Annotated in this window: 21 protein-coding genes; 4 read left to right on the forward strand and 17 right to left on the reverse strand. The window is 62.3% G+C overall.

Features of this window, described 5'->3' with window-relative positions:
- Position 1 precedes the first annotated feature (1 nt).
- From CAG00_RS25210 to CAG00_RS25240, 7 genes are all read right to left on the reverse strand, one after another.
- Complete coding sequence (locus tag CAG00_RS25210; RefSeq protein WP_015268492.1) at positions 2-793, reverse strand: ABC transporter ATP-binding protein; 792 nt, start codon at positions 791-793, stop codon at positions 2-4.
- Positions 790-1,923, reverse strand: a complete 1,134-nt coding sequence (locus CAG00_RS25215) for an ABC transporter permease (protein ID WP_085665608.1) — start codon at positions 1,921-1,923, stop codon at positions 790-792. Before CAG00_RS25215 ends, CAG00_RS25210 begins: the two co-directional genes overlap by 4 nt.
- A gap of 115 nt (positions 1,924-2,038) precedes the next feature.
- Complete coding sequence (locus CAG00_RS25220) at positions 2,039-3,061, reverse strand: DUF5924 family protein (protein WP_025337240.1); 1,023 nt, start codon at positions 3,059-3,061, stop codon at positions 2,039-2,041.
- A gap of 145 nt (positions 3,062-3,206) precedes the next feature.
- Positions 3,207-4,613, reverse strand: coding sequence for a pitrilysin family protein (locus tag CAG00_RS25225; protein ID WP_085665609.1), 1,407 nt, complete (start codon positions 4,611-4,613; stop codon positions 3,207-3,209).
- Between the two features lie 30 nt (positions 4,614-4,643).
- Positions 4,644-6,302, reverse strand: coding sequence for a Na/Pi cotransporter family protein (locus CAG00_RS25230; protein ID WP_085619021.1), 1,659 nt, complete (start codon positions 6,300-6,302; stop codon positions 4,644-4,646).
- 254 nt (positions 6,303-6,556) lie between these two features.
- On the reverse strand, positions 6,557-7,327 hold the full coding sequence (locus tag CAG00_RS25235) for a TerC family protein (RefSeq protein WP_025337243.1): 771 nt from the start codon (positions 7,325-7,327) through the stop codon (positions 6,557-6,559).
- 71 nt (positions 7,328-7,398) lie between these two features.
- Entirely contained in the window at positions 7,399-8,706 is a 1,308-nt protein-coding gene (locus CAG00_RS25240) for a CitMHS family transporter (RefSeq protein ID WP_015268498.1), read from the reverse strand.
- 267 nt (positions 8,707-8,973) lie between these two features.
- On the opposite strand from CAG00_RS25240, the gene CAG00_RS25245 reads away from it, so the two are divergent.
- Positions 8,974-9,375: a GFA family protein gene (locus CAG00_RS25245; protein ID WP_085665610.1), complete on the forward strand. Its 402-nt coding sequence runs from the start codon at positions 8,974-8,976 to the stop codon at positions 9,373-9,375.
- A 127-nt stretch (positions 9,376-9,502) separates the two neighbouring features.
- Here CAG00_RS25245 and CAG00_RS25250 read toward each other — a convergent pair whose 3' ends face one another.
- The 9 genes from CAG00_RS25250 to CAG00_RS25290 form a co-directional block, all read right to left on the reverse strand.
- Positions 9,503-11,458: a DUF4105 domain-containing protein gene (locus CAG00_RS25250; RefSeq protein ID WP_085665611.1), complete on the reverse strand. Its 1,956-nt coding sequence runs from the start codon at positions 11,456-11,458 to the stop codon at positions 9,503-9,505.
- Complete coding sequence (locus CAG00_RS25255; protein WP_003256970.1) at positions 11,455-11,775, reverse strand: DUF2388 domain-containing protein; 321 nt, start codon at positions 11,773-11,775, stop codon at positions 11,455-11,457. Before CAG00_RS25255 ends, CAG00_RS25250 begins: the two co-directional genes overlap by 4 nt.
- A 36-nt stretch (positions 11,776-11,811) precedes the next feature.
- Positions 11,812-12,105 carry a DUF2388 domain-containing protein gene (locus tag CAG00_RS25260; protein WP_025337246.1) on the reverse strand — a complete coding sequence of 98 codons (294 nt, stop codon included), beginning with the start codon at positions 12,103-12,105 and terminating at the stop codon, positions 11,812-11,814.
- Positions 12,106-12,193: 88 nt separating this feature from the next.
- Positions 12,194-12,511, reverse strand: a complete 318-nt coding sequence (locus CAG00_RS25265) for a DUF2388 domain-containing protein (protein ID WP_025337247.1) — start codon at positions 12,509-12,511, stop codon at positions 12,194-12,196.
- Positions 12,512-12,818: 307 nt separating this feature from the next.
- Positions 12,819-13,034, reverse strand: coding sequence for a DUF1127 domain-containing protein (locus CAG00_RS25270; protein WP_003256968.1), 216 nt, complete (start codon positions 13,032-13,034; stop codon positions 12,819-12,821).
- 392 nt (positions 13,035-13,426) lie between these two features.
- Entirely contained in the window at positions 13,427-14,920 is a 1,494-nt protein-coding gene (locus tag CAG00_RS25275) for an acetyl-CoA hydrolase/transferase family protein (protein WP_013970344.1), read from the reverse strand.
- Between the two features lie 186 nt (positions 14,921-15,106).
- A complete protein-coding gene (locus tag CAG00_RS25280) occupies positions 15,107-16,543 on the reverse strand; it encodes an NAD(P)(+) transhydrogenase (Re/Si-specific) subunit beta (RefSeq protein WP_015268505.1) in 1,437 nt (478 codons plus the stop codon).
- Between the two features lie 2 nt (positions 16,544-16,545).
- Positions 16,546-16,860 carry an NAD(P) transhydrogenase subunit alpha gene (locus CAG00_RS25285; RefSeq protein ID WP_003256966.1) on the reverse strand — a complete coding sequence of 105 codons (315 nt, stop codon included), beginning with the start codon at positions 16,858-16,860 and terminating at the stop codon, positions 16,546-16,548.
- A gap of 11 nt (positions 16,861-16,871) precedes the next feature.
- Complete coding sequence (locus tag CAG00_RS25290; protein ID WP_015268506.1) at positions 16,872-17,993, reverse strand: Re/Si-specific NAD(P)(+) transhydrogenase subunit alpha; 1,122 nt, start codon at positions 17,991-17,993, stop codon at positions 16,872-16,874.
- Between CAG00_RS25290 and CAG00_RS28625 the strand changes: the two genes are divergently transcribed.
- A complete protein-coding gene (locus tag CAG00_RS28625; protein ID WP_139832839.1) occupies positions 17,988-18,179 on the forward strand; it encodes a hypothetical protein in 192 nt (63 codons plus the stop codon). The genes CAG00_RS25290 and CAG00_RS28625 overlap by 6 nt on opposite strands.
- Positions 18,180-18,431: 252 nt before the next feature.
- Here CAG00_RS28625 and CAG00_RS25295 read toward each other — a convergent pair whose 3' ends face one another.
- Positions 18,432-19,331, reverse strand: coding sequence for a LysR family transcriptional regulator (locus tag CAG00_RS25295; RefSeq protein WP_054572517.1), 900 nt, complete (start codon positions 19,329-19,331; stop codon positions 18,432-18,434).
- 161 nt (positions 19,332-19,492) lie between these two features.
- Between CAG00_RS25295 and CAG00_RS25300 the strand changes: the two genes are divergently transcribed.
- Positions 19,493-20,674 carry an acyl-CoA dehydrogenase gene (locus CAG00_RS25300; RefSeq protein WP_085619031.1) on the forward strand — a complete coding sequence of 394 codons (1,182 nt, stop codon included), beginning with the start codon at positions 19,493-19,495 and terminating at the stop codon, positions 20,672-20,674.
- Positions 20,675-20,688: 14 nt separating this feature from the next.
- Entirely contained in the window at positions 20,689-21,909 is a 1,221-nt protein-coding gene (locus tag CAG00_RS25305; protein ID WP_085665612.1) for a CaiB/BaiF CoA-transferase family protein, read from the forward strand.
- Positions 21,910-22,468 lie beyond the last annotated feature (559 nt).

The following is a 22,468-nucleotide window of genomic DNA, read 5'->3' on the forward strand; positions in this document are numbered from 1 at the left end:
TTCAGCGCTCCTGCCCGGCACGGGTGGCGGCCTGCTCGGCTGCGCGCCCGCGTGGGCCATGAAAGTATTCTTGAATCCAGGCGTCGTTGGTCTGCTCGACCTCGGCCAGTGGGCCGGCCACCAGGACCTTCTTCTGCGACAGCACGGCGATGCGGTCGGTAATGGTGTACAGGGTGTCGAGGTCGTGGGTGATGAGGAACACCGACAGGCCCAGGGCATCGCGCAGGGTCAGGATCAACTGGTCGAAGGCGGCGGCGCCGATCGGGTCCAGGCCGGCGGTGGGTTCGTCGAGGAATAGGATGTCCGGGTCCAGTGCCAGGGCCCGGGCCAGCGCGGCGCGCTTGATCATGCCCCCCGACAGCGAGGCCGGGTACTTGTCAGCGGCCGAGATCGGCAGCCCGGCCAGGGCCAGCTTCACTCCGGCCAGGTGCTCGGCATCGGCGCGGGACAGCCCGGCGTGCTCGATCAGCGGCAACGCCACGTTTTCGGTGACGGTCAGCGAAGAGAACAGCGCGCCCTTCTGGAACAGCACGCCGAAGCGCCGCTCGACCAGTGAGCGCTGCTCTTCGCGCAGGCCGGCCAGGTCCTGGCCGAACACCTTGATCTGCCCTTCGTCGGGCCGCCGCAGGCCGACGATGCTGCGCAGCAGCACCGACTTGCCGCTGCCCGAGCCGCCGACCACGGCGAGGATCTCGCCGCGATACAGGTCGAGGTCGAGGTTTTCGTGCACGCTCTGGCGGCCGAAGCGGTTGCAGATGCCGCGGGCCTCGATCACGCGTTCCTGGCCACTCACCAGCCCATCTCCATGAAGAACAGTGCGGCCACCGCATCCAGCACGATGACCACGAATATCGACTGCACCACCGCCGAGGTGGTGTGTGCGCCCACCGATTCGGCGCTACCACTGACCTTGAAGCCTTCCAGGCAGCCGATGGCGGCGATCAGGAAGGCGAAGAACGGTGCCTTGGCCAGGCCGACCAGGAAGTGCTGCACGCCGATGTCGCTTTGCAGCAGCGACAGGAACATGGCTGGCGAGATGTCCAGTGACAGCGCGCACACCACCGCACCGCCGACGATGCCGCAGATCATCGCGATGAAGGTCAGCAAGGGCAGCGAAATCAACAGCGCCAGTACGCGCGGTACCACCAGCATCTCCATGGGGTTCAGGCCAAGGGTGCGGATGGCATCGATTTCCTCGTTGGCCTTCATCGAGCCGATCTGCGCGGTGAACGCGCTGGCGGTGCGGCCGGCCATGAGGATAGCGGTGAGCAGCACGGCGAACTCGCGCAGGAACGAGAATGCCACCAGGTCGACGGTGAAGATGGTCGCACCGAAATCGGCCAGCACCGTGGCGCCGAGGAAGGCCACCACCGCGCCCACCAGGAAGGTCAGCAGGGCGACGATGGGCGCGGCGTCCAGGCCGGTCTGTTCGATGTGTGCCACGACCGGGGTGAAGCGCCAGCGATGAGGTTGCAGGGCGCGGCGCAGCAGGGTTTGGAGGATCAGGCCAACGAAGCCGAGCACCTGCATGGTGTCTTGCCACAGGGTACCGACGGCGCAGCCGATGCGTTCCAGCAGCAACAGCAGCACGTTACGCTCGGGTTCCTTGACCGGGATGCAGTAGTCCTGCACCGAGCAGTAGACGTTCTTGAGCAGAGCGCGGCTGGCTTCGGGCAGGCCGTGGGTGCAGCGCGACAGGCGCTCGGAGCCGAGCAGTTCGGCCAGCAGCGAGGCACCGGCGGTATCCAGGCGGCCCAGTTGGCTGAGGTCGGCGACGGTATCGGCAGCGTATTGCGCGCGCAGGCGCTCGCTCTCACGCTTGAGGCTGGCGTAGTGCGCCAGGGTCCAGTCACCGGTAATGCGCAGGCAGGCCGGTTGGCTACTGGTGTCCAGGGTGGCGCTGGGGGTGGTCATCGGCTCCATGCTACTGACTCGGCGCTAAGGCTTAGGGCCTGATCATAGCGCAGCGGGCATGGGCTGTTTGGTGATTATGTGCTGTCTTCACGGACCTTGGGGGCCGCAAAGCGGCCCCTTTCACTCACCCCGCGGGCGCTTCGTCGACCACCTTGAAGCGCAGCACGCCGATGACCTGCCCATCTTCGGTCAGTACCCTCACCTGCCACTTGCCCACCGGGTTCGGCGGGAAGTTCTGCTTGTGGGTCCAGGCCCGGTAGCCTTCCTTGCGCCCGCCGTGGATGTCCAAGGCAATGCGGTCGACTTCCTGGCCGTCCTTTTGCCACACATGGTAGATCCGCTCGTTCAGGCCGCGTGGCGCGTTGATCGCGGTGTAGGCGTACAGGCCGCTGCTACGGATGCGGCTGGCAGCAATTTCGTCCAGCGAATCGCCCGGCTGGCGGTTCAGCACTTCGGTGCTGACCGCCACTTCGGTCATCCACAGGGTCGCTGGCGGCACCCAGGAACGCAGCAGCCAGCCCCCGCCGCCGACCGACAGGGTGACCAGCACCAGGGCCACGGCGCGGCGCCAGTTGTTGATCGGGAAGCTGCTGGCCAGGCTGGGGAACGACAGGGCCATGGCTGCAATCAGGGCCAGCTTGAAGCTTTGCGCTGTGGTCAGGTGCAGGATGATCGGCAGCGCGGTCAGCAGGGCGGCGAACAGGGTCAGGGTATGCAGCGCCAGGAACAGCCAGCGCCGCGGTGCCAGCCACTTGTAGTACAGCGGGTCGATGATCGAAATCAGCCCGGCGGCGCCGAGCAGGCCGGTGAACACCAGTTGGCCGCTGTTCCAGGTGGTGGTGATGAAGAAAAACGGCAGTACGAAGAACAGTGATTCCTGGTGGATCATCTGCGTCGCGTAGCGCAGCAATGGCTGCGGTATTTCGCGGTTGAAGGTGCGCGCGAACAGGCCGGTGAGGGTGTTTTCCAGCATCAGCCAGAGCCAGCTGACCAGCATGAGCACAGCTACCCAGCTGGCCAGGCCAGCCTGACGGTCGACCAGGATGAAACTGCCGATGCCGGAGAGGAAACCACCGAGCGCGATGATGCCGGGGTAGCGTTTGAGCAGTTCGATGATGCGCTGGACGATGTGGGGGATTTGGGGCATTGGGGGCTACAACAGAATGGGTGAGGTGACTGTGCTGGGCTCTTCGCGGGCGGGCCCGCTCCCACAGGGTCCGGGTTGTCACTGACCTTTGTGGGAGCGGGCGTGCCCGCGAAGAGACCGGTACTGGCAAAAGGATACCGTCGTTTCACTGCTCGCGTGTAGCACCGCTCGGTTTTTCCGGACCATGCCGACGCCAGCGCAGCAGCCCCGCTGCCAGGATCAGCCCCAACAGCAAGGCAACCAGCCCGTAGAGCTCATCATAGCCAAGCAATGGTTCCTCGATACGCACATAGCCATCTTCCTTGAGCAGTTCCTTCAGCGCCTCGTTGGCCTGCGCCAGACTGACCTGGCGCAGCTTGCGCACCGGGTTGACGAAGCGCCCGTCGCTATAGTCGTTCAGCGCGCCCCAGTAGTAGTCGGCCAAGGCACTGTTGCCCTGAGTGCTCCAGCTTTCCTTGGCGACGCTGGCGTACTTGATGCGCTCGAAGGTATCCGGGTCGAGGCCTTCCTTGCGCAGGTGGTCGAACAATTTCTGCATCACCTCGACCGCCTGGTCGATATCCTCGCGCTCCAGGTCGGCATTGAGGCTTAGCAGGCCGGTGTCGCCAAAGCTTTCGCGTTTTGCCGAAGGGCCGTAGGACAAACCGTTGCGCAGGCGCAGCTGGTCGTACAGCGCCCAGTCCAGGTAGTGCGACAGCAGGTCGAGGGTGGCCTGGTGGTCGTTGTCCAGCACCGGCTCGACGAACAGCCAGTGCAGCTTGACGCTGTCACCCAGCCAGCCGCGGGTCAGGTCGCGGCGCTGTGCAGCTTGCTGGCCGATGCTTTCCAGGGTGCGGCGCTCCTCCGGCTCGGTGGCGGGCAGTTCGCCAAAGGTGCGCTCCAGGTAGGCCGGCAGCAGGCGGTCGAGGCCGCCGACCACGATCAGGGTCATGTTGTTGGCCGCGTACCAGCGGTCACGCAAGGTGTTCACCTGCTCCAGGGTCATGTCGTCGAGGTTGGAGCGCTCCGGGCATTTCAGGCCCAGCTCGGTGGCCAGCTGGTCACTGGCGGGGTGGCCGATGTCCTGGCGGTCGAGCCAGCGCTGCAGGTGGCCATAGTGGCCGCCATCCTCGCGCTCGATGATGCGCTTGGCGGTGGCCAGGGCCTTGGCATCGATGCGGGTGTCGTGGATCACCGCCAGCAGCAGGTCGAGGATTTTGCGCTGGTTGCGCGCCGGGGCTTCGATGACGAAGGTGGTGTCGGCGCTGCTGGTGTAGGCGTTCCACTCGCCGCCCAGCGATTGCAGGCGCTCTTCCAGGCCGCCCTCGCCAGTTTCGTCGATGCCGCTGAACAGCAGGTGTTCGAGCAGGTGCGGCAGCTCTTTCTGCTCGCAATTGAAGTCATCCAGGCCGACGCCGACCACCAGGCGAATCGCCACATGGTCACGTTCATAACCGTTTTTCAGGATGACCTGCAGGCCGTTGGGCAACAGGTAACCTTCAACCCGCGAGCGGTCGAGGGCGAATGAGGGCAGGCTGCAGATCAGCAGGCAAACGAACATCAGGCAACGCATGGGCGAGCTTGGGTCCTCAGGTAGGCGAAATCACGGCAGACGGGCTTCGTCCGGCACGCTGTCGAGCATCAGCCCGCCCGTGTCCGAGCCGCCCAGTACCACATAGGCACTGCTACAGAACAAAGAGTTCAACCGTTTCATGTCGGCGATCAGCTCCAAGTGTAGCGAACTGGTCTCGATACTTTGCACTACCTTGCGCTGCAAGCGGCTGACATGGGCGTGGGCAAGGCGCCGTTCCTGGGCGCGAAAACGGCGTTTTTCCCGCAGCAGCAAGCGGGCGCTTTCCGGGTCGGCACTGAGGAACACCGACAAGCCCAGGCGCAGGTTGGCCAGCAGCTGTTCCTGCAAGCCGGTCAGCTCTTCCAGGCCCACCTGGGAGAACTCCCGGCGCTGGCTGGTTTTCTGCTGTTGGACCTTGCGCAGCATGCGCTCGATCAGGTCGCAGGCCAGCTTGAGGTTGATCGCCAGTTCGATGATTTCCGCCCAGCGGCGGTTGTCCTGTTCGCTGAGGTCTTCACGCGACATCTGCGCCAGGTACAGCTTGATCGCGCTGTACAAGGCTTCGGCGTCCTCGCCGAGGGCGCGGACCTGCTGCGGCAAGGCGGCCTGGGTACCGCGCAGGGCACCGAGCATGGCTTCGAGCAGGCTGTCGACGATATCGCCCAGGCGCAGGGTTTCGCGGGAGGCGTTGGCCAGGGCCAGGCTGGGTGTTTCCAGCGCCGAGGTGTCGAGATGGCGCGGGCGAATCTGGCCGTTGCCGTTTTCCCGTTCGGGGAGCAGGGTGTTGCACAGCCGGCCCATGGGTTTGACCGTGGGCAGCATGATCAGGCAACGCAGTGTGTTGTAGAGCAGGTGGAAGCCGATGACCAGCTCCTGTGGGCTGAAGCTCAGTGAGTCCATCCAGCTCACCAGCGGGTGCAGCACAGGAATGATCAGCAGCAGGCCGATCAGCTTGTACAGCAGGCTGCCCAGAGCCACTCGGCGCCCGGCGGCGTTTTGCATGCTGGTGCTGAGGAAGGCCAGCAGCCCGCTACCGATATTGGCGCCCACCACCAGGCCGATGGCCACCGGCAGGCTGATCACTTCGGCACCGGCCAGCGTTGCGGTGAGCAGCACGGCCGCCAGGCTGGAATAGGAAATCATGGCGAACAGAGCGCCGACCAAGGCGTCGAGCATGATGTCACCGGTCAGCGAGGCGAACAGCACCTTCACGCCTTGGGCGTGGGTAATCGGCGTAGCTGCCTGCACGATCAGCTCCAATGCCAGGATGATCAGGCCAAGCCCGATGCCTACCCTGCCCAGCTGGCCGGCCCTCGTCTGTTTGCGCGAGAGGAAGAAGATAACACCCAGGAAGATCAGCAGCGGCGACAGCCAGGACAGGTCCAGGGTCAGCACCCGGGCCATCAGCGCGGTACCCACGTCGGCGCCGAGCATGATTGCCAAGGCCGGGGTCATGGCCATCAGGCCCTGGCCGACGAACGAGGTGACGAGCATGGCGGTGGCGTTGCTGCTTTGCACCATGGCCGTGACCAGAATGCCGGCGACGAACGCCAGCGGGCGTTTGCTCATGTTCTGGCTGATGATGCGCCGCAGGCTCGAGCCGAATACCCGAAGGATGCCGGTACGCACGATGTGGGTGCCCCAGACCAGAAGCGTAACGGCCGAGAGCAGGTTGAGCAGGGTCAGCATGGCGACGGCCCCCTGTTGCATTGGCCCAGAGGGCCAAGAGACGAAGCGTGAGCGTTTGAAGAATTTTCAGTGCTCACTCAAAGCTTTAGTTGTTTTGCGTAGCTGTCGCCAGCTTCGCATGGCTGCCATTTATTTGAAACACACTGGAAATGAATGATTGCCTGTGCCCGCGAAGAGGCCAGTACAGCAAATGGCAAATCCGGGCATGAAAAAGGGCCCAGCGAAGGGCCCTTTGTGTCCTGCACTTCCTGATCTTATTGACCCGGAATGTCCTTGCGCAGTTTCACCGGCTCATGCTCTTTGCCGTTCTTGCGGGCCAAGGCAGTGCGCATGCGGATGTTGATGGCTTCCACCGCCAGCGAGAACGCCATGGCGAAGTAGACGTAGCCCTTTGGTACATGCACGTCGAAAGCTTCGGCGATCAGCACGGTACCGACCACGATCAGGAACGATAGTGCGAGCATCTTCAGCGACGGGTGCTTGTCGATGAAGTCGCTGATGGTGCCGGCGCACAGCATCATCACCAGCACGGCGACGATGATCGCGGCGATCATCACCGGTACGTGGGACACCATGCCCACCGCAGTGATCACCGAGTCCAGCGAGAACACGATGTCGATGATGGCGATCTGGATGATGGTGTAGAAGAACTTGCCACCCGCGCCTTTCGGCTCTTCCGGGTTCTCGTCCTCGCCTTCCAGGCCGTGGTAGATCTCTTGCGAGCTTTTCCACAGCAGGAACAGGCCACCAAAGAACAGGATCAGGTCACGCCCGGAGATGCCCTGGCCCAGGACCACGAACAGGTCGGCGGTAAGGCGCATGACCCAGGTGATCGACAGCAGCAGCATGATACGGGTGACCATGGCCAGGGCCAGGCCGAAGATCCGGGTGCGCGGCTGCATGTGCTTGGGCATGCGGCTGACCAGAATCGAGATCATGATGATGTTGTCGATACCGAGGACGATCTCAAGCGCGGTAAGGGTGAAAAAGGCAACCCAGATTTCCGGGCTGGTCAGCCATTCCATGTGTTTTCCTTCGAACGGTAAAGGCGACGCGCCCGGATCAGGGCGCGTCGCGTTAGGGAAATACGCGTTTATTAAAGACTACTGAACAGCGGGAAAATGCCCATCAGCAGCGCGGCGAGCATTATGCACAGGCACACCAGCACTGCCCACTTCAAGGTGAAGCGCTGATGATCGCCGAACTCGATGCCTGCCAGGGCCACCAGCAGGTAGGTGGAGGGTACCAAGGGGCTGAGCAGGTGTACCGGTTGCCCGACGATCGACGCACGGGCCATTTCCACCGGGCTGATGCCGTAGTGGCTGGCAGCTTCGGCCAGCACCGGCAGCACGCCGTAGTAGAACGCGTCGTTGGACATGAAGAAGGTGAACGGCATGCTCACGATCGCGGTGATCACCGCCAGGTATGGGCCCAGCGCCTCGGGGATGACCGACAGCAGGCTCTTGGACATGGCGTCGACCATGCCGGTGCCTGAGAGGATGCCAGTGAAGATGCCGGCGGCGAAGATCAGCCCGGTGACCGCCAGCACGCTGCCGGCGTGGGCGGCGATGCGGTCTTTCTGCTGCTGCAGGCAGGGGTAGTTGACGATCATGGCGATGCTGAAGGCGATCATGAACAGCACTGGCAGCGGCAGCACGCCGGCAATCAGCGCGACCATCAGGGCAGCGGTCAGGGCGCCGTTGAAGTACAGCAGTTTTGGCCGGCGCGCGTCCGGGTACTGCGAAACAGTGATTTCGCTGTGGTCGATGTCGTCGGTGGGCAGGTGCAACTCGCCCAGACGGGCACGTTCGCGCTTGCCGTACATGTAGGCGATGGCCAGGATTGCCAGCACGCCGAACAGCATGGCCGGGATCATCGGCACGAAGATGTCCGACGGGTCCACGTGCAGGGCGCTGGCGGCGCGGGCAGTCGGGCCACCCCAGGGGGTCATGTTCATCACCCCGCCGGCGAGAATGATCAGGCCGGCCATGATCCGCGGGCTCATGCCCAGGCGGCTGTACATCGGCAGCATGGCGGCGCAGCAGATCATGTAGGTGGTGGCGCCGTCACCGTCGAGCGAGACCACCAGGGCCAGTACTGCGGTGCCGACGGAGACTTTCAGCGGGTCACCCTTGACCAGCTTGAGGATCTTGCGCACGGCCGGGTCGAACAGGCCGGAGTCGATCATCAAGGCGAAATAGAGGATGGCGAACATCAGCATCACGCCGGTAGGTGCGAGCTTGCTGATGCCCTCGAGCATCATCGGGCCGATCTTGGCGGAAAAACCACCGAACAGGGCGAACAGGATCGGTACCAGGATCAGCGCGATCAAGGCCGACAGGCGCTTGGTCATGATCAGGTACATGAAGGTGATGACCATGGCAAAGCCGAGGAAGGTCAGCATGGCAATACTCCAGGCGTGGCGCGGCGAAAGGAACGTCGATTCGGGCGGATCAGCGCGTTTGGCGCTGTGCGGGGAGCATGCGGAGGGGGGCTACGGAAAGTCGGGCACAGGAATACATCAGAATCACCATTGTTGTTGTTGATTGGGCCGGGCGCGGTGGTTACCGGGTGCCCTGGCTGACCGGTCTTGTGCCGGTAGTGGGGGCTATCCTATGAGGGCAAGCTTTCAGCCAGCTTTCGCCGAAGCAAAGGCGACGAGAGGTAGGTGATGCAGGATGTGACCGAGGGTGGCTGCCATTGTGGCGCCTTGCGTTATCGGTTGGAGGGCGACCTGACGGACATTGCCCATTGCCATTGCTCGATCTGCCGGCGGGTCAGTGGCGGGCTGGTGGTGACCTGGCTCACCGTGCCCCGCTCGGGGTTCCAGTGGCTGGCGGGCGAGCCGAACTGCTATGTGGCACCGGCCAGTTGCAGCCGGTACTTCTGTGGGCATTGCGGGGCGCATGTGGCGTTGGTTACTACACATAGCCCGGAGACGGTGGATGTGACGGTGGCGACCTTGGACCACCCGGAACGGGTCAGGGCCAACCGGCATATCTGGGTGGATAGCCGGTTGCCTTGGTTGCATCTGGACGAGGATTTGCCTTCGGAGGCGGAGGAGAACCTGTAAGAGATTGTGTTGGTGCTGCTGGCTCTATCGCCGGCAAGCCAGCTCCCACAGGTACCCCAACACCCTTCAGACCTGTGGGGATCTTGTGGGAGCTGGCTTGCCGGTGATAGGGCCGGTACAGCCATACTTACAACTGCAGGCCTCCTGCAGCCTTGTGCAATGCCCGCAGATGCTCGCCCACCTGCTTCACGTTGGCTTCCACCGCCGCAATCTCCCTGGCCCGCGACGGCTCCAGCAGCGCCCTCACCTCTTTGTCCAGGCTCGTGCTCAAGCGCAGCAACTGCGCTTGCCGCTCGCTGCTGACCTGTTCCAGGTGCTTGCGCTCCTGCGGCTGCGGCAGCCCGTAGCCCTTGCTATCGAGCAATTCTGCCGGGCGGCTGAGGAAGCCACTGTTGGCAAGCATCTGCCTGAGGGTCGCATCGGCCTTGCTGACGCTGCCATCGTTCAGCGCGGCGGCGTTAAGGTACCGCTGCTTGACCTCGTCCTGGGCCAGCAGCAGTTGCCGGCGCAAGCTGGCCTGTTCAAGCAGCAGCAAGGCGGCGCTGGTGCGCAGGTCGGCCTGGGCGAACCAGCCCCGCCGTTGCTCGGCGTCAAGGGCCAGCCAGTCCTCGACCTTGTCCTGCTTGATTGGCAACTGTTTCTTCAACACCTCGAACATGGCCTGGTAACGGTCGCGGTAGGAGTCGAAGCGATAACCCAGGCGCAGCGCCTCGCGGGGGTCGTCGAGCACACTGGTGTCGGCGAGCCCCCTGCCCTTGAGCACAGCCAGCAAGCCATTGGGCATGATGCTATCGAGGTCGTTCAGGCGTGGGTTGGCGGTGCCGCTGCGCAGCAGCTTCAACGACTCTACTGCGCAGTTGTTGGACAGGAACCAGTAGTTGCCATCGTAGCTCCAGTGCATTTCGGCGGCCTGACGCACCAGGTTCTCGATCTCGTCGCGGTCGAGCCGCAAGGGCACCGAGGCCAGGCTGCGCAGTTCGGTCTTGGTGTACTCGTCGATCACCTGGCCCAGCGGCAGCACGAACAGGCGCGAGGGGTAGGCACCGACCAGGCCGTCCCAGCTGGAAAGCTGCACATCGTTGACGAAGGCGCGGTACGACAGCACCAGGCTCTGGTCGAGGTCCAGGCGGCAGTCCGGCCCGCGTGGGCGGCCCGGCTTGCAGATCACCAGGCGCAGCATGCTGTGGCCCCAGCGGCTGACCAGGTTCTGGTTGGCTTCGGCCAGCAGGTAGTCCACCTCATAGACCCGCTCGGGGTCGATTTCGCCCAGCGGTTGGCGGGCGAAGTCGCTGCCGGCATTGATGAACGGCAGGCCCTTGGCGCAGCTGTCCTGCTGCGGTGCCCAGCCGAAGTGTTCGCTCAGGTACTGGTTCAGCGCCGGACGGCGGCAGCCGTAGCTCGGGTCGAGGAGGAAGTACTCCATGTTGACCGCGATGTACTCCTTGGGGCTGCTCAGTTCATAGCTGTCGGGGCTGCGCACGAACTGGCCGTTGTGCTGCTCGCGCTCGCCGCGTCGGCCCACGTACTGCTGCCAGCCGGCCAGGTCGAGCAGGCGCGGGTCGTCGCTGAGGGTGAAGCGGCGCTCGGCCTGGCCACGGCATGCTTCGGGCAGGCCGACCTTGCCCAACGTACCTTGCTGGCGCTTGCAACGGGCGATCAGCGCGTTCTCGGCGCTGGGCCACAGCCGGGCACGGTCGTAGATATGGGTGAGTTCGTGTAGCACGGTGGCCAGCAGTTCTTCTCGCACCGTGCCATGCGGGCGGTTGGTGCGCTCGGTGGCAGCACTGCCATTGGTGAGGCTGGGTAGCAGGCGGCGATTGAGTTCGAGGGTAGATACCAGCGATGCCTGGCCATAGGCGTCGGCCTGCATGTTGTCGCTCCAGCTGACCCGCACCCGGCGATTCAGCTGTTGCTTGAAGCGAGGGGGCAGCTTGCCCATGGCTTCGTCGAGCAGAGCCTGAGTGGCTTGGGCCTGCTGCGAGTCAAGGCCGGACGCCTGCAGCTCGAGCTGCAGGTCGGCCAGGGCGGGCGTGCCGAGCAGCGTCAGGGCGCAGCCGAGCAGCCAGGCGCGCACGCGGTTCACAGCGCGAGGATGGCTTCAGCCAGTACCTGGTCGCTGGCGTCGCGCGCTTGCGGCACGCGCTCGCGCAGGGTGTTGAAGGCGGCCTCGAGCTGGGCGCCGCGGATGTCACCGTTGCTGGCGACAAAGCTGGCGGCGTCGTCATGGGCTTCGCGCACAACTTTGGAGTCGCGGATCGAGGTGGTGGTGTCAGAGGTGAAATCGATCGAACGGCCAAAGGCCCGCACGATGATATTGCTGGTGGCCACCAGGGTCTGTGCCTGGGCCAGGTCGGCCAGCAGCAGCATGCCGAGGGTAGCGGCAATCAGCGGTTTACGCATGGAGCATCTCCGAAAAATACAGGGAGTCAGATGTAATTATTGGACGAGAATTGCCTGCGCCAGTTCCAGATCGCCGACGGTATGCCGTGCGCAATTGTGGCGTAATGATTCCAGCGCTGCCTCCAGCCGCGCACCGCGGATCTGGCCGTCGCTGGCGACGAAGGCCGCAGCATCGTCCTGGGCCTGGCGGACCAGTTTGCGGTCGAACGGTGCGGTGGTGACCTGGCTGGTGACATAGCCGGTGATGACCAGGCTTTGCGTAGTGGTATCCATGGCATGGGCGCTGGCCATGCCAACAACGGAGAACAGCAACGGCAACAGATAACGCATGGGCTCTACAACAGCTGGAAACGTGGGCGGCAATGGTGAGTACGGCTGTGCTGGTGGTGACCAGCACAGCTGAACGGCTCAGCCGGGGTCAGAGCGCCAGGATGGCCTGGGCCAGTTGCGCGTCGCTGGCCTGCAGGGCTGGCATCTGCGAGCGGATGTGCAGGAAAGCGCTTTCCAGCTTGGCACCGCGGATGTCGCCCTGGCTGCCAACGAAGCTGGCGGCGTCGTCACGGGCGGCCTGGACGATCTTGTCGTCACGGAACGAGGAGGAAATATCGGAAGTGGCATCGGTGGACGCGGCCACTGCGCCAACGACGGCGTCGGTGGTGACAACGAAGCTGGTGGCGTTTGCGGTGCCGGCCAGGCTCAGCATCAGGGCGGCGCCAATCAGGTATTTACGGGACATGATCGTGGACTCCTGGACTAGGGTCGGGTGGTTCTGCTTTATCGGACGCTCGCACAGCTCGTCGCGGTACTTTTTCAACAGTGCGTTCTACCAGACTGTCACGCCAAGCGTATCACGCGCCGGTGTTTCTGGATGTTAATGAACAGCGCACCAATAAACTGTTATGGTTTGTTTTAGGATTTTCCAAACTGTACATGTTCGTCTGCAAAAGGCTCTGGCATGCCGCCTGCAAACAAAAAACCCGTCGCAGTCACCTGCAACGGGTTTCGGGAATTCGCGGTGCCGGCCGAAGCCGGCAAGCCAAAGCTTAGCGCCAGAAAGGCTTGCTCAGCTCTTCGTAACGCTGCGACTCGCTGATACCGGCGTCGGCCAGCAGGCGGGCGTCCAGGCGAGCCAGTTGACGGCGGCTGGCCATGCGGCGCTGCCACAGCAGCAAGGTGGACAGAGCGCGCAGCGGCAGCGAAGCGTTGGATTGTTGGGCGTTGCTTTCAAAAACCAGACCGGAACTGAGGGTACGTTCCATGATGTTTCATCCTTCCGCTTATGGCGGGATTAGGTAGTGATTTAACTGATGTCAATGATCCTCCTCTGTCGTCCATAACAGTAGATACAGTTCGGTTGAAAGACGATGGTCCAGTTAACTGTGTAACCCTACTGTTGCACTCGAAACTGGCGTAACTGTACTGGTCCGCCCTTGTTTGGTGCGTTCTGGCTTCGGAGAAGGGTTTTTCAGGCGGAAGGGCTGAAAATTATCAGTACAGTAGTACAGTTTTGTTAAAAAATAAGTGATGGCTGTAATGCTTGCCCCTGTAGGAGCGGCCTTGTGTCGCGAAAGGGCCGCAAAGCGGCCCCAGGATTACAAGAATACAGACCGGAACAGCGGAAGCAGGGCCGCCGTTCCGTACCACATCTGTATCAGCTAGCCAGCATGCGCCCGGTTTCTTCCAGGTTCTCGTGCCAGCTCAGGGCTTCGCGCAGGATGTGCGGGGTGTGGCCGCCACGCTGGCAGGCGCGATCGAAGTAGTCGTTCAGCGCTGCGCGGTAGTCCGGGTGCACACAATTGTCGATGATCGCCCGGGCGCGCTCACGTGGCGCCAGGCCACGCAGGTCGGCCAGGCCTTGCTCGGTGACCAGGATGTCAACGTCGTGCTCGGTATGGTCGACATGGCTGACCATCGGCACCACGCTGGAAATCGCGCCACCCTTGGCAATCGACTTGGTGACGAACACGGCCAGGTGGGCGTTACGGGCGAAGTCACCCGAGCCGCCGATGCCGTTCATCATCTTGGTGCCGCAGACATGGGTAGAGTTGACGTTGCCGTAAATGTCGAACTCCAGCGCGGTATTGATACCGATGATGCCCAGGCGACGGACCACTTCCGGGTGGTTGGAAATTTCTTGCGGCCGCAGAACCAGTTTGTCCTTGTAACGCTCCAGGTTGCCGAACACGTCGGCGTTGCGGCGGGTCGACAAGGTGATCGAGCTGCCCGAGGCGAAGCTCAGCTTGCCGGCGTCGATCAGATCGAAGGTGGAATCCTGCAGTACTTCGGAGTACATGGTCAGGTCTTCGAACGGCGACTCGATCAGGCCGCACATCACTGCGTTGGCGATGCTGCCGATACCGGCCTGCAGCGGGCCAAGCTTGTTGGTCATGCGGCCAGCTTCGACTTCTTTCTTGAGGAAGTTGATCAGGTGGTCGGCGATGCCCTGGGTTTCGTCATCCGGCGGCAATACGGTGGACGGCGAGTCCGGCTGGTCGCTGATGACGATGCCGACGATCTTGGCCGGGTCGATCGGGATGGCGGTGCTGCCGATACGGTCGTCTACCTTGACCAGCGGGATTGGCGTGCGGGTCGGGCGGTAGGTCGGGATATAGATGTCGTGCAGGCCTTCGAGGTTGGTGTTGTGCGAGAGGTTGATCTCGACAATCACCTGCTTGGCGAAGATCGCGAAGCTGGCCGAGTTGCCCACCGAGGTGGTTGGCACGATGTGGCCCTGCTCGGTGATGGCCACGGCTTCGATGACCGCGATGTCCGGCAGCTTCAGCTGCTGGTTGCGTAGCTGCTCGACGGTTTCCGACAGGTGCTGGTCGATGAACATCACCTGGCCGTCGTTGATGGCCTTGCGCAGGGTGCTGTCGACCTGGAATGGCATGCGGCGAGCCAGCACGCCGGCCTCGGTCAGTTGCTTGTCCAGGTCGTTGCCCAGGCTGGCGCCGGTCATCAGGCTGATTTTCAGTGGCGACTGCTTGGCACGTTCGGCCAGTGCATGTGGTACGGCCTTGGCTTCGCCGGCGCGGGTGAAACCGCTCATGCCGACGGTCATGCCGTCCTCGATCAGACCAGCGGCATCAGCCGCACTCATTACCTTGCTGTGCAGGGAGGACAAGCGGATACGATCACGGTACATGGATTGTTATCTCGGGCTACTGAAACTACTGCAGCGCAGTCTAGAGACTTCGCCCCTTGCCGTCCCACGACCATGGTCGTATGAGAAGCCTTGGAATAGAGCCGTTGATCCGGATCAATAAAAGAAAAGCCCCGGCAGATTCTGACCGGGGCTTCCTTTATATCAGCTGGTTTGCAGCGGCCGTTGTCACTCCACAGCCTTGACCATGTCTTCGATGACCTTCTTGGCGTCGCCGAACACCATCATGGTCTTGTCGAGGTAGAACAGTTCGTTGTCCAGGCCGGCATAGCCGCTGGCCATGGAGCGCTTGTTGACGATGATGGTCTTGGCCTTGAACGCTTCGAGGATCGGCATGCCGGCGATCGGCGACTTGGGATCGTTCTTCGCCGCCGGGTTGACCACGTCGTTGGCGCCCAGCACCAGCACCACATCGGCCTGGCCGAACTCGGCGTTGATGTCTTCCATCTCGAATACCTGGTCGTACGGTACTTCGGCCTCGGCCAACAGCACGTTCATGTGCCCGGGCATACGGCCTGCCACCGGGTGGATCGCATACTTCACGGTCACGCCGTTGTGGCTCAGCTTTTCGGTCAGCTCCTTCAGCGCGTGCTGGGCGCGAGCCACAGCCAGGCCGTAACCCGGGACGATGATCACGCTGTCGGCGTTGCTGAGCAGGAAGGTAGCATCGTCGGCAGAGCCGGACTTCACCGGGCGCTGCTCTTTGGAGCCTTGCGCCGCGCCGGCATCGGTATCACCACCGAAGCCACCGAGGATGACGTTGAAGAACGAACGGTTCATCGCCTTGCACATGATGTACGAGAGGATGGCACCGGACGAGCCGACCAGGGACCCTGCAATGATCAGCATCGAGTTGTTCAGCGAGAAGCCGATACCGGCCGCTGCCCAGCCCGAATAGCTGTTGAGCATCGACACCACCACCGGCATGTCGGCGCCCCCGATCGGAATAATGATCAGCACGCCCATGATGAAGGCCAAGACCAGCATCAGGGTGAAGGCACTGTAGTGGCCAGTGAAGGTGAACAGCAGGCCCAGGGCAATGGTGGTCAGGCCGAGGATCAGGTTCAGCTTGTGCTGGCCGGCGAACTGTACCGGTGCGCCCTGGAACAGGCGGAACTTGTACTTGCCCGACAGCTTGCCGAAGGCGATCACCGAGCCGGAGAAGGTAATGGCACCGATGGCTGCGCCGAGGAACAGCTCCAGGCGGTTGCCGGTGGGGATCGGGTCGCTCATGGCGGCAACGATGCCCATCGATTGCGGTTCCAGCACCGCGGCGATGGCGATGAACACCGCTGCCAGGCCGATCATGCTGTGCATGAAGGCGACCAGTTCCGGCATCTTGGTCATCTCGACGCGCTTGGCCATGATCGAGCCGGCGGTGCCGCCGACCAGCAGGCCAACGAGGACGTAGCCGATGCCGGCGGTGGCAAGCTCGGCCCCGAGCTTATAAATGAGGCCGACCGTAGTGACGATGGCGATACCCATGCCGATCATGCCGAACAGGTTGCCGCGCCGCGAGGTAGTCGGGTGCGACAGGCCCTTGAGCGCCTGGATGAAGCACACCGAGGCGACGAGGTAGAGGAGCGTTACCAGATTCATGCTCATGCTTACTTCTGCGCCTCGTTCTTGGTTTTCTTCTTGAACATCTCAAGCATGCGACGGGTGACCAGGAAGCCACCGAACACGTTGACCGCGGCCAGGGCCACCGCCAGGGTGCCCATCAGCTTGCCGGCCGGGGTCACCGTCAGGGCGGCGGCCAGCATGGCGCCGACGATGACGATCGCGGAGATGGCGTTGGTCACGGCCATCAGCGGCGTGTGCAGTGCCGGGGTGACGTTCCACACCACGTGGTAGCCCACATAGATGGCCAGCACGAAGATGATCAGGTTGTAGATGCCATGGGAAATCAGCATGTCTTCCATTGTCGTGCTCCTTAGCCGTTCTTGCGGACGACCTGACCATCACGGCACATCAGGCAGGCCGCGACGATGTCGTCTTCGAGGTTGATGACCAGCGCGCCGTCCTTGTCGAACAGCAGCTTCATGAAGTCCAGCAGGTTGCGTGCATACAGTGCCGAGGCATCGGCGCCCACCTGGGCCGGCAGGTTGGTCGGGCCGACGATGATCACGCCGTTCTCCTGTACCACCTGGTCGGCGACGGTCAGTGGGCAGTTGCCGCCTTGGGCTGCTGCTAGGTCGATGACCACCGAGCCGGGCTTCATCTGCGCGACGGTTTCGGCGCTGAGCAGGGTCGGCGCCTTGCGCCCCGGGATAAGCGCAGTGGTAATGACGATATCCGCCTGCTTGGCGCGCTCGTGCACGGCCTGGGCCTGGCGTTGCATCCAGCTGGCCGGCATAGGCCGGGCGTAACCGCCGACACCTTCGGCGCACTCGCGTTCTTCATCGGTTTCGTAGGGTACGTCGATGAACTTGGCGCCCAGCGACTCGATCTGCTCCTTCACGGCCGGGCGTACGTCGGACGCCTCGATCACTGCGCCCAGGCGCTTGGCCGTGGCAATGGCCTGCAGGCCGGCAACGCCCGCGCCCAGGATCAGCACGCGTGCGGCCTTGACGGTACCGGCGGCGGTCATGAGCATGGGCATGAAGCGTGGGTAGTGATGGGCAGCCAGCAACACCGCCTTGTAACCGGCGATGTTGGCCTGCGACGACAGCACGTCCAGGCTCTGCGCCCGCGAAGTGCGCGGCGCGGCTTCCAGGGCGAACGCGGTAATGCCGCGCTCGGCCATCTTGCCGATCAGCTCGCTGTTGAAGGGGTTGAGCATGCCCACCAGGAGGCTGCCACTGTTGATCAGGGCCAGTTCCTGGTCGTTGGGAGCGACCACTTTGAGCACCAATTGGGCGCCGTAGGCATCGGCTGCACTCCCCAGGGAAGCACCCACGGCCTCATAGGCACTGTCCGGAATGCTGGCATTGAGCCCTGCCCCCCGTTGGACGGTGACCTGATGGCCCTGGCCAATCAGTTTCTTGATGGTTTCCGGGGTCGCAGCGACCCTTGTCTCACCGGTCTGCGTCTCGAGAGGAACACCAATGTGCACGACTATTTCTCCTGCGGTGACCTTTTTGTCTTTTTAAAAGCCAGCGCACTTCGGATGGTGCGCTGGGGCGGCTGTGGAGCGCCGACCCGCCGAATCCCGGGCGGGCGAAGCATTTTGCAGACGAAGCCAGAGGCCTTCAACCGGTTCTGGAGCGAAACGAAGTCAAAACTACAAGTCACCCTGTGACCGTATGTCGCAACGGTCAGGCTGCAGCCTGTCAAACATGGGCTATTGGCAGATTAGGAGAAAAAAACAAAAATTTTGCGGTCAATTCGCTTACGGCTTGGTGAATGTCGCAAAATAACCCGCAAAGCCGCGCCGTAAGCAGGGTTAAAGCGGATTTTTGCACCCTGCATAACAGTTTATGTAGATGCGACAAATACATATATCTGTAGGTGTTCAATATAATTGACTACGGAGTCAATTTGTCGCGCTTGCCTACGTCTTCGCCGTATACGCCTGAGCCTGGCTCACCAGCCAGTCGCGGAAGGCGCGCAGCGAAGCCGACTCCACCTTGCGCTCCGGAATCATCAGATAGTAGGCCTTGTCACTACTCAGGGCATGCCTGTTAGCGACCACCAACCTACCCTCCTCCAACTCCCGCTGGATCAGGAACGGCGGAATCAGCGCGATGCCCATCTCATGCATGGCCGCCTGGGCGAGCATCGAGAATAGTTCATAGCGCGGGCCTGTCATGTCGCGTTCCACATTCATGCCGACACTGCCGAACCATTGCCGCCAGGCATAGGGACGCGTGCTCTGCTGCAGCAGTGGCAGTTGGGCAATACGCTGCGCGTCGAGTGTGCCCTGCCCGCCCAGCAGCGCCGGGCTGCACACCGGTACCGGGTTTTCCCCCATCAGCCGGTGCGACTGGGTGCCGGACCAGTCAGCATCGCCGAAGTAGATAGCGGCATCGAAGGTGGTGTCGGCAAACAGGAATGGCCGGGTGCGGTTGGTGAGGTTGACCGTGACCTCCGGGTGGCGCTGCTGGAAGTCCTTGAGCCGCGGTAGCAGCCATTGGGTGCCGAAGGTGGGCACCACGGCCAGCTCTATCACGTTGGCGCCCTGCTGGCGCATTACCGACAAGGTGTCGCGCTCTACCGCGTCCAGTTGGGCGGCCACCTGGCGGCTGTAGGAAAGGCCGGCTTCGGTCAGTTTCACGCCGCGGCGCGAGCGGCGGAACAGTTCCACATTGAGGAAGGCTTCCAGGCCGCCTATCTGCCGACAGACAGCACCCTGGGTCAGGGCGAGTTCCTGGGCGGCCTTGGTAAAGCTCTCGTTGCGCGCCGCCGCCTCGAAGCAGACCAGGGCGGCGGTACTGGGGATCTTGCGGCGCATGTACGTCAACCTCACTCGTAAGGCTGTAAATATGGTGTTTTGCCGATTTACGAAGTGACAAATTATCACTAATTGGTGCGCAATCCTCGTTTGTCCCGGCGGCCGATCAGGCCTAGGCTCAAAGGCACAAGAAACTGCCCACTATTTCGAGGATTTCGCTCATGGCCGGTAAAGCAAGCTTCAACTGGATCGACCCGCTGCTGCTTGATCAGCAGCTCACTGAAGAAGAGCGCATGGTGCGTGACAGCGCTTATCAGTTCGCCCAGGACAAGCTGGCCCCGCGTGTGCTCGAGGCCTTCCGTCATGAACAGACCGACCCGGCAATCTTCCGTGAAATGGGTGAGGTCGGGTTGCTGGGCGCCACCATTCCCGAGCAATACGGTGGCAGTGGCCTGAACTACGTGTGCTACGGCCTGATTGCTCGCGAGGTAGAGCGCATCGACTCGGGTTACCGCTCGATGATGAGCGTGCAGTCGTCGCTGGTGATGGTGCCAATTAACGAGTTCGGTACCGAGGCACAAAAGCAGAAGTACCTGCCCAAGCTGGCCAGCGGCGAGTGGATCGGTTGCTTCGGCCTGACCGAGCCCAACCATGGTTCCGACCCGGGTTCGATGATCACCCGTGCCCGGAAGGTCGACGGCGGCTACCGCCTGACCGGCAGCAAGATGTGGATCACCAACAGCCCGATCGCCGATGTATTCGTGGTATGGGCCAAGGACGATGCGGGTGATATCCGCGGCTTTGTTCTGGAAAAGGGTTGGCAAGGTCTCAGTGCGCCGGCGATTCACGGCAAGGTTGGCCTGCGCGCCTCGATCACTGGCGAAATCGTCATGGACAACGTGTTCGTGCCGGAGGAAAACATCTTCCCGGAGGTGCGCGGCCTCAAAGGTCCGTTCACCTGCCTGAACTCCGCCCGCTATGGCATCTCGTGGGGTGCGCTGGGCGCTGCGGAAGCCTGCTGGCACACCGCGCGTCAGTACACCCTGGACCGTCAGCAATTCGGTCGCCCTTTGGCTGCCAACCAGTTGATCCAGAAGAAGCTGGCCGACATGCAGACCGAGATCACCCTGGCACTGCAGGGCTGCCTGCGTCTGGGGCGGATGAAGGACGAAGGCACGGCTGCAGTGGAGATCACGTCGATCATGAAGCGCAACTCCTGTGGCAAGGCACTGGATATTGCCCGCATGGCGCGTGACATGCTGGGTGGCAATGGCATTTCCGATGAATTCGGCGTGGCTCGTCACCTGGTCAACCTGGAGGTGGTCAACACCTATGAAGGTACTCACGATGTGCATGCACTGATCCTGGGGCGTGCGCAGACCGGCATCCAGGCCTTCTATTGATAAGGAGCCAGCCCATGGGCGCGCTATCACATCTGCGGGTGCTGGACCTTTCTCGCGTGTTGGCCGGCCCATGGTCTGGCCAGATTCTCGCTGACCTTGGTGCCGATGTGATCAAGGTCGAGCGCCCTGGCAGTGGTGACGATACCCGCTCGTGGGGGCCGCCCTTCCTCAAGGATGCCGAGGGTGAGAACACCAGTGAGGCGGCCTATTACCTGTCGGCCAACCGCAACAAGCGCTCGGTTACCATCGACTTCACACAGGCCGAGGGGCAGCGCCTGGTACGTGAGTTGGCGGCGAAGTCCGATATCGTCATCGAAAACTTCAAGGTTGGTGGGTTGGCTGCCTATGGCCTGGACTACCAGAGCCTGAAGGCGATCAACCCGCGGCTTATCTATTGTTCCATCACCGGGTTCGGCCAGACCGGGCCTTATGCCAGGCGTGCGGGTTATGACTTCATGATCCAGGGGTTGGGCGGGCTGATGAGCCTGACCGGCCGCCCGGAAGGTGAAGAAGGTGCGGGGCCGGTCAAGGTAGGGGTGGCGCTGACCGACATCCTTACCGGGTTGTATTCCACGGTGGCGATCCTCGCTGCCCTCGCCCATCGCGAGCAGACCGGGGTGGGCCAGCATATCGACATGGCGTTGCTCGATGTGCAGGTGGCCTGCCTGGCGAACCAGGCGATGAACTACCTGACCACGGGCAACCCACCTCGTCGCCTGGGTAATGCGCACCCCAATATCGTGCCTTATCAGGATTTTCCGACGGCGGATGGCGACTTCATCCTTACCGTGGGCAACGATAGCCAGTTCCGCAAGTTCGCCGAGGTGGCCGGGCAGCCGCAGTGGGCGGACGACCCGCGTTTCGTTACCAACAAGCTGCGGGTTGCCAACCGGGCCGAGCTGATTCCTTTGATCCGCCAGGCCACGGTGTTCAAGACCATGGCGGAGTGGGTGAGCCAACTGGAGGCTGCAGGGGTGCCGTGCGGGCCTATCAATGACTTGGCGCAGATGTTCCAGGACCCGCAGGTTCTGGCGCGCGGATTGGCGGTGAGCATTCCGCATCCGTTGGCGGGGAGTGTGCCGCAGGTGGCGAGCCCGATACGGTTGTCGGAGACGCCGGTTGAGTACCGTCGGGCGCCGCCGTTGCTGGGTGAACATACCGAGGTGGTGCTGGAGGATGTATTGGGGCTGGATGCCGGTGAGGTGCAGCGGCTGCGCAGCACCGGTGTGCTTTAAGGGCGTTTGGCCTTGGTGAAAAGCGGGGAGGCCGTCAGGCCTCCCCGCTTTGCTTTTCAGCGATATCAGGGTTTCTTGAAATTAAAGGTTGACGCGGTTTCGAATCCCCTTATAATGCGCCCCACTTCTGACGTAGTCGAAGCGCAAAACTTCTTGTAAATCAATTAGTTAGGCAATTCAGGTAGTATCAGGAGTGCTTCGGTCGAATGATCGGCAGCGGTTGAGATGATGGTTGACAGCGCTTCTAAACGCTGTATGATTCGCCTCCCGCTACGAGAGATCGCAGCGAGTCAAGTGTTTGAAGCTAAACGAGTTTCTCGCAAAAAACTTCAAAATAAACGCTTGACAGCAAATGAGGAAAGCGTAAAATGCGCGCCTCGGTTGAGACGAAAAGCTCTTAACCAAACGCTCTTTAACAAATCGAATCAAGCAATTCGTGTGGGTGCTTGTGAGTACGGACTGATAGTCACAAAGATTATCAGCATCACAAGTGGCCATGCGAGAAATCACATAGTCATTTGAGATTGCTGAGCCAAGTTTAGGGTTTCTTAAAAACCCA

The sequence above is a fragment of the Pseudomonas sp. B5(2017) genome, assembly GCF_002112825.1.
GTDB classification, from domain to species: domain Bacteria; phylum Pseudomonadota; class Gammaproteobacteria; order Pseudomonadales; family Pseudomonadaceae; genus Aquipseudomonas; species Aquipseudomonas putida_Z.

What these genes read in the sequence shown, in the direction of transcription:
- CAG00_RS25275 (WP_013970344.1), bottom strand. Translation starts at nt 14,920, where the DNA reads ATGTACCGTGATCGTATCCGCTTGTCCTCCCTGCACAGCAAGGTAATG.
- CAG00_RS25245 (WP_085665610.1), top strand. Translation starts at nt 8,974, where the DNA reads ATGCAGGATGTGACCGAGGGTGGCTGCCATTGTGGCGCCTTGCGTTAT.
- CAG00_RS25260 (WP_025337246.1), bottom strand. Translation starts at nt 12,105, where the DNA reads ATGCGTTATCTGTTGCCGTTGCTGTTCTCCGTTGTTGGCATGGCCAGC.
- CAG00_RS25295 (WP_054572517.1), bottom strand. Translation starts at nt 19,331, where the DNA reads ATGCGCCGCAAGATCCCCAGTACCGCCGCCCTGGTCTGCTTCGAGGCG.
- CAG00_RS25280 (WP_015268505.1), bottom strand. Translation starts at nt 16,543, where the DNA reads ATGAGCATGAATCTGGTAACGCTCCTCTACCTCGTCGCCTCGGTGTGC.
- CAG00_RS25265 (WP_025337247.1), bottom strand. Translation starts at nt 12,511, where the DNA reads ATGTCCCGTAAATACCTGATTGGCGCCGCCCTGATGCTGAGCCTGGCC.
- CAG00_RS25285 (WP_003256966.1), bottom strand. Translation starts at nt 16,860, where the DNA reads ATGGAAGACATGCTGATTTCCCATGGCATCTACAACCTGATCATCTTC.
- CAG00_RS25235 (WP_025337243.1), bottom strand. Translation starts at nt 7,327, where the DNA reads ATGGAATGGCTGACCAGCCCGGAAATCTGGGTTGCCTTTTTCACCCTT.
- CAG00_RS25300 (WP_085619031.1), top strand. Translation starts at nt 19,493, where the DNA reads ATGGCCGGTAAAGCAAGCTTCAACTGGATCGACCCGCTGCTGCTTGAT.
- CAG00_RS25225 (WP_085665609.1), bottom strand. Translation starts at nt 4,613, where the DNA reads ATGCGTTGCCTGATGTTCGTTTGCCTGCTGATCTGCAGCCTGCCCTCA.
- CAG00_RS25215 (WP_085665608.1), bottom strand. Translation starts at nt 1,923, where the DNA reads ATGGAGCCGATGACCACCCCCAGCGCCACCCTGGACACCAGTAGCCAA.
- CAG00_RS25240 (WP_015268498.1), bottom strand. Translation starts at nt 8,706, where the DNA reads ATGCTGACCTTCCTCGGCTTTGCCATGGTCATCACCTTCATGTACCTG.
- CAG00_RS25270 (WP_003256968.1), bottom strand. Translation starts at nt 13,034, where the DNA reads ATGGAACGTACCCTCAGTTCCGGTCTGGTTTTTGAAAGCAACGCCCAA.
- CAG00_RS25220 (WP_025337240.1), bottom strand. Translation starts at nt 3,061, where the DNA reads ATGCCCCAAATCCCCCACATCGTCCAGCGCATCATCGAACTGCTCAAA.
- CAG00_RS25305 (WP_085665612.1), top strand. Translation starts at nt 20,689, where the DNA reads ATGGGCGCGCTATCACATCTGCGGGTGCTGGACCTTTCTCGCGTGTTG.
- CAG00_RS25230 (WP_085619021.1), bottom strand. Translation starts at nt 6,302, where the DNA reads ATGCTGACCCTGCTCAACCTGCTCTCGGCCGTTACGCTTCTGGTCTGG.
- CAG00_RS25255 (WP_003256970.1), bottom strand. Translation starts at nt 11,775, where the DNA reads ATGCGTAAACCGCTGATTGCCGCTACCCTCGGCATGCTGCTGCTGGCC.